This window comes from Hominifimenecus sp. rT4P-3 (assembly GCF_051055405.1).
Lineage (GTDB): Bacteria > Bacillota > Clostridia > Lachnospirales > Lachnospiraceae > Pseudolachnospira.
Genome location: NZ_CP167068.1, coordinates 3,058,114 through 3,071,627 on the forward strand (window position 1 = coordinate 3,058,114; position 13,514 = coordinate 3,071,627).

The 13,514-nt window shown below is 48.9% G+C and carries 10 protein-coding genes; 5 read left to right on the forward strand and 5 right to left on the reverse strand.

The window, feature by feature from the left end:
• A complete protein-coding gene (gene pstC / locus ACCC71_RS14120; RefSeq protein WP_434310263.1) occupies positions 1-870 on the reverse strand; it encodes a phosphate ABC transporter permease subunit PstC in 870 nt (289 codons plus the stop codon).
• Positions 871-936: 66 nt separating this feature from the next.
• Positions 937-1,821, reverse strand: coding sequence for a phosphate ABC transporter substrate-binding protein (locus tag ACCC71_RS14125; protein ID WP_434310264.1), 885 nt, complete (start codon positions 1,819-1,821; stop codon positions 937-939).
• 339 nt (positions 1,822-2,160) lie between these two features.
• Between ACCC71_RS14125 and ACCC71_RS14130 the strand changes: the two genes are divergently transcribed.
• From ACCC71_RS14130 to ACCC71_RS14150, 5 genes are all read left to right on the forward strand, one after another.
• Positions 2,161-3,276 carry a tripartite tricarboxylate transporter substrate binding protein gene (locus ACCC71_RS14130; protein ID WP_434310265.1) on the forward strand — a complete coding sequence of 372 codons (1,116 nt, stop codon included), beginning with the start codon at positions 2,161-2,163 and terminating at the stop codon, positions 3,274-3,276.
• Positions 3,277-3,294: 18 nt separating this feature from the next.
• Positions 3,295-3,780 (forward strand): tripartite tricarboxylate transporter TctB family protein, encoded by a 486-nt coding sequence (locus ACCC71_RS14135; RefSeq protein ID WP_434310266.1) that lies wholly within the window; start codon positions 3,295-3,297, stop codon positions 3,778-3,780.
• Positions 3,781-3,790: 10 nt separating this feature from the next.
• Entirely contained in the window at positions 3,791-5,299 is a 1,509-nt protein-coding gene (locus ACCC71_RS14140) for a tripartite tricarboxylate transporter permease (protein WP_434310267.1), read from the forward strand.
• 27 nt (positions 5,300-5,326) lie between these two features.
• The gene (locus ACCC71_RS14145) at positions 5,327-5,998 is read left to right on the forward strand and encodes a DUF1847 domain-containing protein (RefSeq protein WP_434310268.1); all 672 of its coding nucleotides are present in this window, start codon (positions 5,327-5,329) and stop codon (positions 5,996-5,998) included.
• 91 nt (positions 5,999-6,089) lie between these two features.
• Positions 6,090-6,746, forward strand: a complete 657-nt coding sequence (locus ACCC71_RS14150) for a GntR family transcriptional regulator (protein WP_434310269.1) — start codon at positions 6,090-6,092, stop codon at positions 6,744-6,746.
• A gap of 56 nt (positions 6,747-6,802) precedes the next feature.
• Here ACCC71_RS14150 and ACCC71_RS14155 read toward each other — a convergent pair whose 3' ends face one another.
• The 3 genes from ACCC71_RS14155 to ileS form a co-directional block, all read right to left on the reverse strand.
• On the reverse strand, positions 6,803-7,573 hold the full coding sequence (locus tag ACCC71_RS14155) for a peptidoglycan DD-metalloendopeptidase family protein (protein ID WP_434310270.1): 771 nt from the start codon (positions 7,571-7,573) through the stop codon (positions 6,803-6,805).
• 68 nt (positions 7,574-7,641) lie between these two features.
• The gene (locus ACCC71_RS14160) at positions 7,642-10,101 is read right to left on the reverse strand and encodes a glycogen/starch/alpha-glucan phosphorylase (protein WP_434310271.1); all 2,460 of its coding nucleotides are present in this window, start codon (positions 10,099-10,101) and stop codon (positions 7,642-7,644) included.
• A gap of 97 nt (positions 10,102-10,198) precedes the next feature.
• Positions 10,199-13,351 carry an isoleucine--tRNA ligase gene (gene ileS / locus ACCC71_RS14165; RefSeq protein WP_434310272.1) on the reverse strand — a complete coding sequence of 1,051 codons (3,153 nt, stop codon included), beginning with the start codon at positions 13,349-13,351 and terminating at the stop codon, positions 10,199-10,201.
• Positions 13,352-13,514 lie beyond the last annotated feature (163 nt).

Consider the following 13,514-nt stretch of genomic DNA (forward strand, 5'->3'; position numbering starts at 1 on the left):
TTATCCCTCCTTATTCCGCTTTAGAAAAAAATTCAACGAAGCGTTGATAAGCATAATGAAGAAAAATAAAACCAAAGCAATGGAAAACAGTGCCTGCCGTTGTAAACCGGAGGAATAGGCCATCTCCGAAGCCACCGCCGTAGTGAGAAACCGCACGCTTCCGAAAAGTGACGGCATATTGGCAACATTGCCCGCGACCATCATGACCGCCATGGCCTCTCCAATCGCGCGCCCGACGCCGAGCACTACCGCCGCGGCAATCCCGCTTTTTGCCGCCGGTACCGAAACTCGAAAATAGGTTTCAACCGGTGTCGCTCCAAGCGCGAAAGACGCGTCCTCATATTCCCTTGGAACTGCCTCCAGCGCCGTGATCGATACTTTGATGATCGAGGGCAGAATCATCACCGCCAGGATAAGAATCGCGGCAAACAGACTGGCTCCGTCCGGAATAGCAAACACCTGCCGGATAGCAGGAACAAGCACGATCATTCCCACAAGGCCATATACCACCGACGGAATCCCCGCAAGCAGGCTCACCGCCGCGTTCATCACAGCCCTCACACCTGTCGGCGCGAGCTTGGCAAGGTATACCGAGGTCAAAAAACCTATTGGCAGGCCGATGATAATTGCGCCTGCCGTACCATAAATACTGGTCAAAATAAACGGAAGAATTCCGTAGGAGGGATTTGCCGCCGTAGAAGCCCATTCCTTTCCGAACAAAAACTTCCAAATGCCGATCTGGCGAATGGCCGGAATACCGGATAGGACAAGATAAACCGTAATCAGCAGAACAAATCCCATCGTAATCAGTCCCAGTATTAGAAATCCTCCGTGAACAGCGGCTTCAAACGCTTTCTTTTTATTTTTCATTGCCATGTTCCTTTCACGATTGATAAAACGACGGCTATAAAAGCCGCCGTTTTGGTTAAAACCGCTTTATTTTACCGGTACGGCGCCTGCCTTTTGAATCACTTCCGAAGCCTCCGCCGATGTAATATAATCGAAGAATTTCTGCGCCGCATCGGACAGCTTCGCGTCCGTTTTGGTCACCAGCACGAAATTACGCTGTACGGTATAGCTTCCATCTTTAATCGTAGCCTCTGTGGGTTCCACACCGCCGACCTTGAGCGCTTTTACGTTATCTTTTATGGAAGCGAGAGACGCATATCCGATCGCTGCAGGATTTGAGGATACCGTAGTGATTACATCCCCGGTGGATGTCAGCTCCTGCTTCAAAGCACATTTGTCCTTTGTGCCGGTAATGGATTCGAAGCCGTCGCGGGTTCCGCTGCCGCTTTCTCTGCCGATCAGTACAATTTCAGCGTCTTTACCGCCTACTTCTTTCCAGTTTTTAATTTCACCCGTGTAGATTTTAGCGATATCTTCCAAAGCAAGATCCGCCACCGGATTTTCAGGATGAACGATGATTGCGATACCATCATAGGCAAGAACCGTTCCGGTAAGTCCCTTCGCCTTTTCTTCATCTTTTAAGTCCCTGCTGGAAAGTCCGATGTCGCATCGACCCTCTGCTACCGCCATGATACCCGTACCGGATCCCGTCGGATTATATGTAACAGTGATACCATCGTTATTTGCCTCAAAGGTTTCCTTCAAAGATCCGATCACCTTTTCCATGGAGGTGGATCCGTCGGCAGCAACCGTTCCGGTTATTTCGCTCTGCGCCGGCGCAGCTTCCGTCTTTCCGGCCTCCGTCTTTCCGGCTCCCGTCTGCACTGCCTCATCCTGCTTTCCGCATCCCGCGAACATAGACAAAAGGCAAACTACTGCCAAGCCAAGTACTGCTGTTCTGATTGTTTTCATCATCATCTTCTCCTTTTTTATCATTCTCTTGATCACGGCTTCATTATATCGTCGGGATATCAAATTTGTTACCATGTCATTGTAAAATCGAAGTAAAGAAATTTAATAGAAAAGTATTAGAATGGATATCCTATATTATTTGATTTCCAAAAACGGGAAAGTTTCTAAAGAAATATAGGTGAAGCATCTTTCATCATACGTTTTCCATAAAAAAATATTGACAACCTATTTTCTACATGCTAATATATGTGTACCGTATACGGTATACGGAATTTCCTTTTTGGTTGAAACTCATACTATGGATCAACCAAAACACGGTAAGTAGAAAAGGAGGAAACAATGAGAAAAACAAAACGATTTGCAGCGGCAGTTCTGACAGGTACCATGCTGCTCAGCCTTCTGTCCGGCTGTGGAAACAGTGGAACCACCACCACGGCAGCGCCGGGAACCACTCCCGCTGCCAATGCAGAAACCACAGCGCCTACTTCTAACACAGAAGCTCCTACGGAGAAGACAGAAAGCGGTTATCCGGAAAAGGATATTACCGCGGTCTGCCCTTATGGCGTAAGTTCCGGCATTTACAGCGACGCGACTATGTTGACTTCCATGGTAGAAGAACACTTGGGCGTTGGCGTTGGCGTCATAGATAAAGCCGGCGCTGCTGGAGCAGTTGGAACCGAGTATTACATGACTCAGAAATCCGACGGCTATACAATTTTGATCTGCTCGGAAAGCATCTCCGCGTTCCTGAGCAACGAAACCTCGGAAATCACCTATGATGATGTTACTCCTGTTCTGTTGCTTTACCAAAAGGTTTTCGGTATCGCCGCCTCGGTAAATTCTGGTTACACCACCCTGGAAGAGCTGGTACAGGCTGCGAAAGAAAATCCTGGAAAAATCAATGTTGGAACAACCGGAGCCGGCAGTGTACATGACATCCTGTTCGACTTTGTGGAAGCCGCCTATGATGTAAAATTCAACCGGGTTGCTTTCGATAGCTCGGGCGATGCCAATACGGCCGTTATGTCCGGAGAAATCGATGCGACCGCCATTGGACCGCAGACCGGAGGCACCGCTCTCTTAGAGGCAAAATCTGTTGTACCGCTTGTAATGTGGACTTCCGAGGATATCGGAGGCGTTTACGAAGGAATCCCGGTTGCCGGCCAAATCGAGGAGCTGAAACAGTATGTTCCTTACGGCCCGTTCACCATGGTTGCTGTAAAAGCCGATACGGATCCCCAGATCGTAGAGACGTTAAGAGAAGCTTTCACAAAAGTATATGAAAGCGCCGACTATCAGGAATATCTGGACAGCGTGTATGGCATCCGTCTTGGACTGTCCGGCGAGGAAGCTACCGCATGGCTGAAAGACAATCAGGCTAAACTGATGTGGGCTCTCTACGACACGGGCGCCAGCACAGTCAATCCGGAAGATCACGGAATTGCACGCCCCTAATCAATAGCAGGAGGAACCATGGATAAAAAAACATATCAAAGAAAGGAATACCCGATTATTTTCCTTTTCTTTCTCTTCTCCATCATTGCTGGAATTGAATCCTGGAAATTATTCGTCAAGTATCCGGGCGCCGAGAAAGCAGGGTTTTATCCCCTGCTTCTCTCCGGAGTGATGTGTCTATTTTGCCTGCTTTCTTTCTTAGAAGCGGTGAAGACGGCAAAAACTTTGCCGAAGACAGATGAGAAGGCTTCCCTAAAGAAAATTGCGAAAGAAGAAGTTCCAGTGAAGACGCTTTTGACCGCCGCCCTGGTGGTTGCTTATATTCTTTTATTTGCCTTCACCAACTTCTATATCGCAACGGGGGTATTCCTGTTGGTCAGTATCTCAATCTTGGGGAAATCCCGCGGAAAGCAGTTGTTCAAAAACCTGCTTATCTCGCTGGGAAGCCTGGTCACCGTATGGCTTGTGATGGAAAAAATCTTTGCCATCCATCTATCCATGTAGGGAGGGGTCTATGAATCTTTCAGAATTACTTGTCGTATTTTTGCAGCCGGAGCTTCTTTTATACCTGACCGGCGGCATTATATTCGGCCTATATGGAGGAGCTATTCCAGGAATTTCTGTGGCAATGGCCGCCTCGTTAGCCGTCTCCATGACATTTACCTGGGATGCGATGCCAGCCATCGCCGTGATTATCGGCGTACATATCGGCGGCGTATACGGTGGATCCCGTTCTGCGATCCTGCTCAATGTACCTGGCACCCCCGCCTCGCTGGCCACTACCTTTGATGGTTATCCCATGGCAAAAAAAGGAGAAGCCGCCCACGCGCTGGTAACTACCGCCGTTGAATCCGTGGTAGGCGGAGTTCTTGGAGCTCTTGCCCTTCTGATCGCGGCTCCGCTGCTTGTCAAGTTGGCGCTTCTCTTTGCTCCAAGAGATTACTTTATGATATCCCTGATGGGAATTTTGCTGCTAGGAAGCCTCAGCGGCGGTTCTTTTCCGAAGGCTGTCTTTGCCGGTATTTTCGGCATGTTCCTCGGCTGTATCGGTATGGACGGCATGACTGCTGTAAAACGTTTTACCTACGGCAGCATTAACCTGATGTCTGGAATAGACATGATCGCCGTCTGTATCGGAATGTTTGGACTTTCCGAGTGCTTATTCCAAATCGGAGATCCCGGTTCCGTAGAAGCCAAAAAGCAAAAGATCGGTAAGATTCGCATCAATGTGAAAGAAGTAGTCGAACACTTTCCCCTGGCGCTTCGCTCCTCCCTGATTGGCATCGCCATCGGCGCGCTTCCGGGAACCGGCGGCAATATTGCTTCCATTGTTGCTTATAGCCAGGCGAAAAAAAACGTTAAGAACCCGAAGGTTCCCTTCGGCGAAGGTGCCATCGAAGGTCTGGTTGCGCCGGAAAGTTCCAACAATGCGGCAGTGGGAGCTTCCTATATCCCGATGCTCTCTCTCGGAATTCCTGGAGATACCACGGCCGGCCTGCTGATCGCCGCGCTCTATATGCACGGAATCACTCCTGGCCCGACTTTGTTTGACAATTCCAGCGATATTTATCACTTAATCATCGCATGTATTTTGATCGGCAATATCATTTTACTTCCGGTCAGTCTTTCCGGTCTTCGCTTTTTCGCTAAGATCGCTGAGATTCCGAAGCATGTGATGCTCCCGATTATTATCATGCTGTGCGTCGTCGGTGCTTACGCCACCAACGGCAGTATGTGGGATGTCTATGTGATGCTGGTAATGGGCGTCATCGGCTATTTCATGAGAATTCACGATTTCCCTACTGGCTCTGTGGTTTTGGGACTGATTCTTGGGAGCCTGATCGAGTTGAATTTCCGCCGTCATGTTCAATCCACTTACGGAGAACTCGGAACATTTTTCCAGGGTATTGTAACAAACCCTCTCTCTTGCGTCATCTTTATCGTCCTGATCCTCATTTTCGTCGGGCAGGTTCCCGCCGTAAAACAGTGGAAGGCCAAAAGAAAGGAACGCAAAAATAGTTAGAAATCAATAGAAAAGGATGTAGAAATAATGAGTGTCACTGAATTTAGCTGTGCGCACTGTGGCGTATACGCATGTAAGTCGGAAAAGAACCAGAATTACCCCAAATTTTGTCTTACTACTCAGGATGTAGAGGGGAAGCCAATTGCCGAGGAGATAAAAAAAATCCAGGAACATCTAAAAGAGGATAACGAAGATTCCCGCATTTATCACGCTTCCGCGGAGACAGAGGGTCTTTTCTTTGGACAATATACTCGTGTGGAGGAAGTTCTGGAATTTGCCCGGCGCATGGGATATCACAAAATTGGCATTGCTACCTGCCATGGCCTGATCCGGGAAACCAAGATCTTTACCAAAATTCTGGATGCCAAAGGCTTTGACTACTATGTTGCTGGATGCAAGGTGGGAAGCTTAGATAAAACGGAAATCGGAATCCCAGACGAGATCAAAATCAATCCCGGCGGATTTGAAGCAACCTGCAACCCAATCCTTCAGGCCAAGATTTTAAACAGTCATAAGACAGACATGAACGTCATTATGGGCCTTTGCGTCGGTCATGACTCGCTTTTCATCAAATACTCCGACGCGATCGTCACAACGTTGATCACCAAAGATCGGGTGATGGGCCATTCTCCCGCCCTGGCTTTGTATACGGCGGAAGAATATCGCCCTTACCTGCTGGAAGCAGATAAAGCAGAGTAACAAAGGCTGGTCTCTCTTCCATTGACAAAAAAAGGGAAATCCAGTAGACTAGCCTTAGAATCAAAAACAACGAAACATAATGGAGTGAATCGTGGCAGAGAGATTTATTTTTAACAGTTTAAATGAACAAGCTTATCTTCTCATCAAAGAGAGGATTTTAAGTAAAGAGTTTCCGCCTGGAATGCGTTTGGTAGACTCCGCTTTAGCGGAACAATTTGGCATCAGCCGCACCCCGTTTCGCGATGCGATCCGTAAGTTGGCTGACGAAGGCCTGGTCATTCCCGCCGGGAAAAAAGGATACTGTGTCTTCACTCCTACAGCAAAAGACCTTACGGAGATCTATGAAGCACGTCACATCATTGAGGAAGCAGCTATTCAAAAACTGATTTCAGAGGTAATCTCCCAGAACCCATCTGTCCTCTCTGGAATCGAAGAAGCCTACCGGCAAATGATGGATTCGGATCTGGATCAAAAAAAGCAAGTGGAAAAAACAGAAGATTTCCATATGAGCCTTATTCTGCCGATGGATAACTCTCGTCTGGCCACTTACTATAAAGATCTCCTGACTCAGACTCGTGTATTCCGATGCAGCACTTTTTTGAATCAGGAAAAGCAGATTCGAACCCAGCACTGCCACGAAAAGTTGTTTTCTGCCATTAAAAACCAAAATCTAGAAGAAGCTCTGGAAGCGCTTCGAGAACACAATCGGGTCGGTATTGAGATCGATATGGGTGATGTTCTAAAATAGACTCTATCGCGTAAAAAGGAATATGTCCCAGCCGTTTAACGGCTGGGACATATTTTTTACTCATGCATATAATCCAACGGATCTACCGGCGTACCATCTTTGGTCACGCCAAAGTATAAATTGCATCCTTCCACTACATAATACTTGGTAGGAGCGTCTAAGGAAGCCATCACCTCACCGGCAGCCACTGTATCTCCGGTAGAAACATGGACGGTCTTCAGCTGTCCATAGGTAGCCTCATATCCGCCGCCCATATCAAGGACGATATAGTTTCCGATTTCCTCGTTGTTGTTAATCTCTTTTACCACGCCGGCAGACGCAGCGGCAACCTCCATGTCCGGCGCTCCCTGAATCAAAATGGCAGGGCTTACCCGGTAAGATTCCAAGGTCGGATAGAATACCGTAGTATCCATACTAAACTCACGCAGGACTTCGCCTTCAATGGGCCATTTCAGAGAATCCTCCTCGGAAAATACTGGCGCGGCAACTTCCGCTTCGGTCGATTCTGTCTCAGATGGTTTCTCCGTAACAGGTTCTGTGGTCATAGGCTCCGTCTCCGTCGGACGAGCGGCTACCGGGCGCTCCGGTTTTACCTGAGGCGTCTCGGTCTGCTTCACCGAAGGTGAAGGCAGTTCGCCCACCGCCTCCGTTGTGCCATACACCACCTGCTCCGGAGACTCATCCATCGGAAGGTACTGGCTTTCCGGGCTTTCCTCGGAACCTTTGCCAATCAACATTGCGCCCGTAGCGGCAATGCCGACTGCCAGAATTCCTACTGCCAGAGAATAAAACAAACGTCCACTAAAAAATCTTTTGAATTTATTCACATCGTCACCCCTATCTTTACTTCTGGTTCATCAGTTGATAGGGATAGTGTTGACATGTTACGGAAATGTTATTCATTTCCTTTCAGCTTTTTTAGATGCCAGATCTCATCTACATACTCCTGAATGGTACGGTCAGAAGAAAATTTTCCGGAACACGCCACATTTAAAATCGCGGCCCGGTTCCACCAATCCGAGTTTCGGTACGCCGCCTCCACACGTTTTTGAGCCGCCTCATAGGATCGAAAATCTTTTAAAATAAAGTAGGTATCCGCCTTAGCCGTATTTTTTGTATTGAGCAGCGAATTGTAGAGCGGCCGGAACAGCTCCGGATTTTCCGGAGAATAAAATCCATTGATTAACTGCATCAGCACCTGGCGAATGCCCGCATCCTGACGGAAAATCTCCATAGGATCATAGCCGCCCTCCTTTTCATAGCGGATAACCTCTGCAGCCGAAAGACCGAATAAAAACGCATTCTCTTCTCCTACTTCCTCTACAATCTCCACGTTGGCGCCATCCATGGTACCCAGAGTCAAGGCGCCGTTTAGCATAAATTTCATGTTTCCCGTCCCGCTGGCTTCCTTACTGGCTGTGGAAATCTGCTCGCTGACATCGCTGGCCGCAAAGATAATTTCCGCATTGGACACCCGGTAATCTTCAATGAAAACGACTTTTATTTTTCCATGGATCGACGCATCGTTATTCACCACCTGCGCTACCGCATTAATCAGCTTAATGGTCAGTTTCGCAATCTGATAACCTGCCGCAGCCTTTGCGCCAAAGATAAAGGTGCGCGGCGTCACCGCAAGCTCCGGATTTTCACGCAGCTCATTGTACAAATACATGACATGGAGGATATTCAAAAGCTGACGCTTATATTCGTGAAGCCGCTTTACCTGAACGTCAAAGATCGAACCGGGATCCACGTCAATGCCATTGTTTTCTTTGATATATTCCGCCAGGCGCAGCTTGTTCTGGTATTTAATCTGACGAAATTCCTCTCTGCAAGCTGGGTCCTCGGCAAAAGGCGCCAACCGTTTAATCTGGGAAAGATCTGTGATCCACCCGTCGCCAATCTTTCGGGTAATCCAATCCGCCAGCAGAGGATTTCCGTGAAGAAGAAACCGCCGCTGCGTAATCCCATTGGTCTTATTGTTGAATTTCCAGGGCATCATCTCGTAAAAATCCCTGAGCTCCCGGGACTTTAAAATTTCTGTATGCAGCCGCGCCACTCCATTGACGGAAAAACTGCCGACAATGGCCAAATTGGCCATCCGTACCTGGCCGTCGTAGAGCACAGCCATAGACTTTACCTTCTCAGGCTGGTTTGGATACTTCGCGCGGATCGAATCCACAAAACGGCGGTTGATCTCATCCACAATCTGGTAAATGCGCGGCAGCAGCCGGGAAAACAGATCAATGGGCCACTTTTCTAAGGCTTCCGCCATGATCGTATGATTCGTATAGGCGCAGGTTTTTGTGGTAATGGCCCAGGCGTCGTCCCAGCCCAGATATTCTTCGTCTAAAAGAATTCGCATCAACTCCGCCACCGTAACCGCCGGATGAGTATCATTCATCTGGAAACAAACCCGTTCGGACAAACGATGGATATCTCCGCCAGATTCCTTATACTTTTGCACCACTTGCTGTACAGTAGCTGACACAAAGAAATACTGCTGCTTTAAACGCAGCTCTTTTCCCGCATAATGTTCATCGCAGGGGTATAATACCTTGCAGATGGTCTCCGCCAGATTCTCCTGCTCCGCAGCCCGCTGATAATCGCCCTGATTGAAAGCGTTTAGTTCCAGATCCTCCACCGGCTCCGCGCTCCAAATCCGCAGTGTATTGACCACGCCGTTTCCGTAGCCGATCACCGGCAAATCATAGGGTACAGCCAGGACAGACTGGCATCCTTCCTGCACATAGTGAGGTTCCCCATTAGGCCCGGTCTCGCAGCGGGTATAACCGCCAAACCGAATTTCTTTTTTATACTCTTCCCGGCGAACCTCAAAAGGATTCCGTAGGCGTAGCCAATGATCCGGCACTTCCTTTTGGAACCCATTTTCGATCTGCTGTTTAAACATTCCATATTTATATCGGATTCCACAGCCATAGGCCGGATATCCAAGGGTCGCCAGGGAATCTAAAAAGCAGGCGGCAAGCCTTCCCAGACCGCCGTTTCCCAGGGCCCAGTCCCGCTCTTGATCTTCAATCAGGTTGAGATTGACGCCAAACTCTTCCAAAATCTCCTTGATTTCTTTTTGAGCCTGGATGTTTATGATATTATTCCCCAAGGCGCGGCCCATCAAAAATTCCATGGATAAATAGTAAATCGTTTTACAGCCTTGCTCGTCTGCCAACCGCTTTGTGTCGATCCAGGCGTCAATGATCTGTTCTCTGACCGCGTATCCTACCGCCAGATAGATTTGTTCCGGGCTGGCTTTTTCAATCGTTACTTTTGAGCTTAGCTTTACCAGCTCAATCACTCGCCTGCGAAACACGTCCTTGTCAAATTGATATCGATTCATAATTCCTCCAACGCTCGATTTCCTTTTCAGACGGAAAAAGCCGTCTCTGATGATCCGCTCATCTGAGACAGCCTTTCCGACTGCTATAATCTCAGTTTTATCCCACTCGTTCCACGCCGAGAGTTACCATCTCGCCGTTAATACTCCATTCTTTACTATAACCAATTTTCTCGTTAAATACCAACTCTTCCGCTAAAACTTCCGGTTTCACTTCTTCCCCGTGAACTTTCAGCAGGTTTTCGATCTTTGCATTTTCCGCGACGGAGATCCGAATGTGATCCATCACTTCAAATCCCGCCTCCTTACGCATGGTCTGCACCTTGCTGATAATCTCGCGGATAAAGCCTTCTTCCAGCAATTCCGGAGTCAACGTGGTATCCATAACGACCGTCACTTCACCGGCAGCTTCCGATACGAATCCTTCCATCTGCGCCGAATCGATCAGAAGATCTTCCTTCGTGAGAATCGCTTTGCCTTCCGCAAGCTCCAATCGTAATTCGCCAGTTTCATTCAGCTGATCCATGGCCGCATTGCCGTCGATCTCCGAGAGAAGCGTGCGGATTTCGTTCAACTGCTTGCCATATTTCGGGCCCAACGTCCGCATCTGCGGCTTAAAGCTATAGGAGGTGAACTCCCGCACATCGTCGGTAAATTTCACATCTTTTACATTCAATTCATCTCGAATGATATCCGCATAGAAGGAATCCAGTGCGAACGGCGCTTTCACAAACATCCGCGCCATGGGCTGACGATTCTTAATATTGGAAAGATTCCGGCAGGCGCGGCCCAGGACGACGATCTTTAACACTTCATCCATCCCCGCTTCCAACTCCTTGTCAATCCACGCTTTGTTTACTTCCGGATAATCGCACAGGTGAATGCTCTCCGGCGCGCTCGGATCAATGCTGCGTACCAGATTCTGGTACATATCTTCCGTGATAAACGGTACCAGCGGAGCGGCCAGCTTCGCCACAGTTACCAGGGCCGTGTACAAGGTCATATAGGCATTGATCTTATCCTGCTCCATACCCTTAGCCCAAAAACGTTCCCGGCTGCGGCGCACATACCAGTTACTCATGTCGTCCACAAAGCTTTGAAGCGCTCTAGCGCTTTCCGGGATCTGGTAATTGTTCAGGTAACCGTCCACCGTCTCTGTCAGTGTATTCAGCTTCGACAGCAGCCACTTATCCATCGCACACAACTTATCATATTCCAGCGTATATTTGGTTGCGTCAAAATCATCGATATTCGCATATAAAACAAAGAAGGCATAGGTATTCCAGAGGGTACCCATAAATTTCCTCTGGCCTTCGGTAACCGCCTTTCCATGGAACCGGTTCGGCAGCCAGGGCGCGCTGTTGATATAGAAATACCAGCGGACCGCATCGGCGCCATACTGCTCCAAGGCCTCCATCGGATCTACCGCATTGCCCTTGGACTTACTCATCTTCTGCCCATTTTCATCCTGCACATGGCCCAGAACGATAACGTTCTTATAAGGCGCCTCATTGAAGACCAATGTGGAGATCGCAAGCAGAGAATAGAACCAGCCGCGGGTCTGATCTACCGCCTCGCTGATAAAGGCTGCCGGGAAGTTCTTCTTGAACGTCTCCTGATTTTCAAAAGGATAATGATATTGGGCAAAAGGCATCGCTCCGGAATCAAACCAGCAGTCGATGACCTCCGGTACCCGGTGCATCTCCTTCCCACACTTCGGACAGGGAATCGTCACCGCGTCGATATAGGGGCGGTGCAGCTCGATGTCATCCGGGCAATTCTTCGACAGGCTCTTCAGCTCTTCGATGCTGCCGATAGAATGCTGATGTCCGCACTCGCACTCCCAGATGTTAAGAGGCGTTCCCCAATAGCGGTTCCGGCTGATACCCCAATCCTGAACATTTTCCAGCCAATCGCCAAAGCGGCCCTTGCCGATGCTCTCCGGAATCCAATTGATGGTGTTATTATTGCGGATCAAGTCTTCCTTCACCGCGGTCATCCGGACGAACCAGGATTCGCGTGCATAATAAATCAAAGGCGTGTCACAGCGCCAGCAAAACGGATAGTCATGCTCAAATTTCGGCGCACCAAACAGCAAGCCCTGCTGATCCAGATCAACCAGAATCTTCCCGTCCGCATCTTTTACAAACAAGCCGGCATAAGGCGTATTCTCCGTCATATTTCCCTTGCCATCTACCAGCTGGATAAACGGCAAATCATAATCCCGGCCCACTCTGGCGTCATCCTCACCAAAGGCAGGCGCAATGTGAACGATACCCGTACCATCATTCATCGTTACATAACTGTCGCAGGTAACAAAATGCGCCTTTTTATGCTGCTGCTCCGCAACCTTCCCTGCCACGGCAAAAAGCGGGACGTATTCTTTATATTCCAGATCTTTTCCGGCATATCGCTCCAGCACCTCATAGGCAGGCTCCCCGTTCTGGGAAAGTTCTCCCAAAACCGCGTCCAACAAGGCTTCCGCCATATAATAGATATAACCGTCCGCCGCTTTTACCTTTACATACTGTTCCGTTGGATTGACACAAAGCGCCGTATTGCTGGGCAGCGTCCACGGCGTCGTCGTCCAAGCCAAGAAATAGGCGTCCTCGCCCACTGCCCGAAAACGGACAATCGCCGAACGCTCTTTCACCTGTTTGTATCCCTGAGCCACCTCATGGCTGGAAAGCGGCGTCCCGCAGCGAGGGCAATAAGGCACGATCTTAAAGCCTTTGTAAAGCAGGCCCTTATCCCAGATCTGCTTTAAGGCCCACCATTCGGACTCGATGAAATCATTGTGATAGGTCACGTAAGGGTTATCCATGTCGGCCCAGAATCCTACCTTATTGGAAAATTCCTCCCACATGCCCTTGTATTTCCAAACGCTTTCCTTACATTTCTTGATGAAAGGTTCCAAGCCATATTGCTCGATCTGCTCCTTGCCATCCAGACCCAACTCTTTCTCCACTTCCAGCTCTACTGGAAGGCCGTGGGTATCCCAGCCGGCCTTTCTCGGCACATTGTACCCTTTCATCGTGCGGTAGCGCGGGATCATATCTTTGATCACGCGGGTTAATACGTGTCCAATATGAGGCTTTCCATTGGCCGTAGGCGGGCCGTCGTAAAACATATATTCCGGATTTCCTTCCCGGATCTCCATGCTCTTCTGGAAGATATGATTTTCTTCCCAGAACTTTTCCACTTTCTTTTCCCGTTCCACAAAATTCATATCCGTGGATACTTTCTGATACATGTGTTGATCTCCTCCTTTTCGCTTATGAAAGAAAAAAGAGCCCCCATCCCAAACAGGACGAAGACCATTCGTTATACCACCTATTTGCTGCATACACCCATCCGGGGATATGTGCTCTCAATAACGGGAGAACCCGTCTGAGCCTACCGGCCATCCGGCTTTC

Excerpts from the sequence above, each read along its gene's own strand:
- pstC (WP_434310263.1), bottom strand. The coding sequence starts at position 870 with ATGAAAAATAAAAAGAAAGCGTTTGAAGCCGCTGTTCACGGAGGATTT.
- ACCC71_RS14125 (WP_434310264.1), bottom strand. The coding sequence starts at position 1,821 with ATGAAAACAATCAGAACAGCAGTACTTGGCTTGGCAGTAGTTTGCCTT.
- ACCC71_RS14130 (WP_434310265.1), top strand. The coding sequence starts at position 2,161 with ATGAGAAAAACAAAACGATTTGCAGCGGCAGTTCTGACAGGTACCATG.
- ACCC71_RS14135 (WP_434310266.1), top strand. The coding sequence starts at position 3,295 with ATGGATAAAAAAACATATCAAAGAAAGGAATACCCGATTATTTTCCTT.
- ACCC71_RS14140 (WP_434310267.1), top strand. The coding sequence starts at position 3,791 with ATGAATCTTTCAGAATTACTTGTCGTATTTTTGCAGCCGGAGCTTCTT.
- ACCC71_RS14145 (WP_434310268.1), top strand. The coding sequence starts at position 5,327 with ATGAGTGTCACTGAATTTAGCTGTGCGCACTGTGGCGTATACGCATGT.
- ACCC71_RS14160 (WP_434310271.1), bottom strand. The coding sequence starts at position 10,101 with ATGAATCGATATCAATTTGACAAGGACGTGTTTCGCAGGCGAGTGATT.
- ileS (WP_434310272.1), bottom strand. The coding sequence starts at position 13,351 with ATGTATCAGAAAGTATCCACGGATATGAATTTTGTGGAACGGGAAAAG.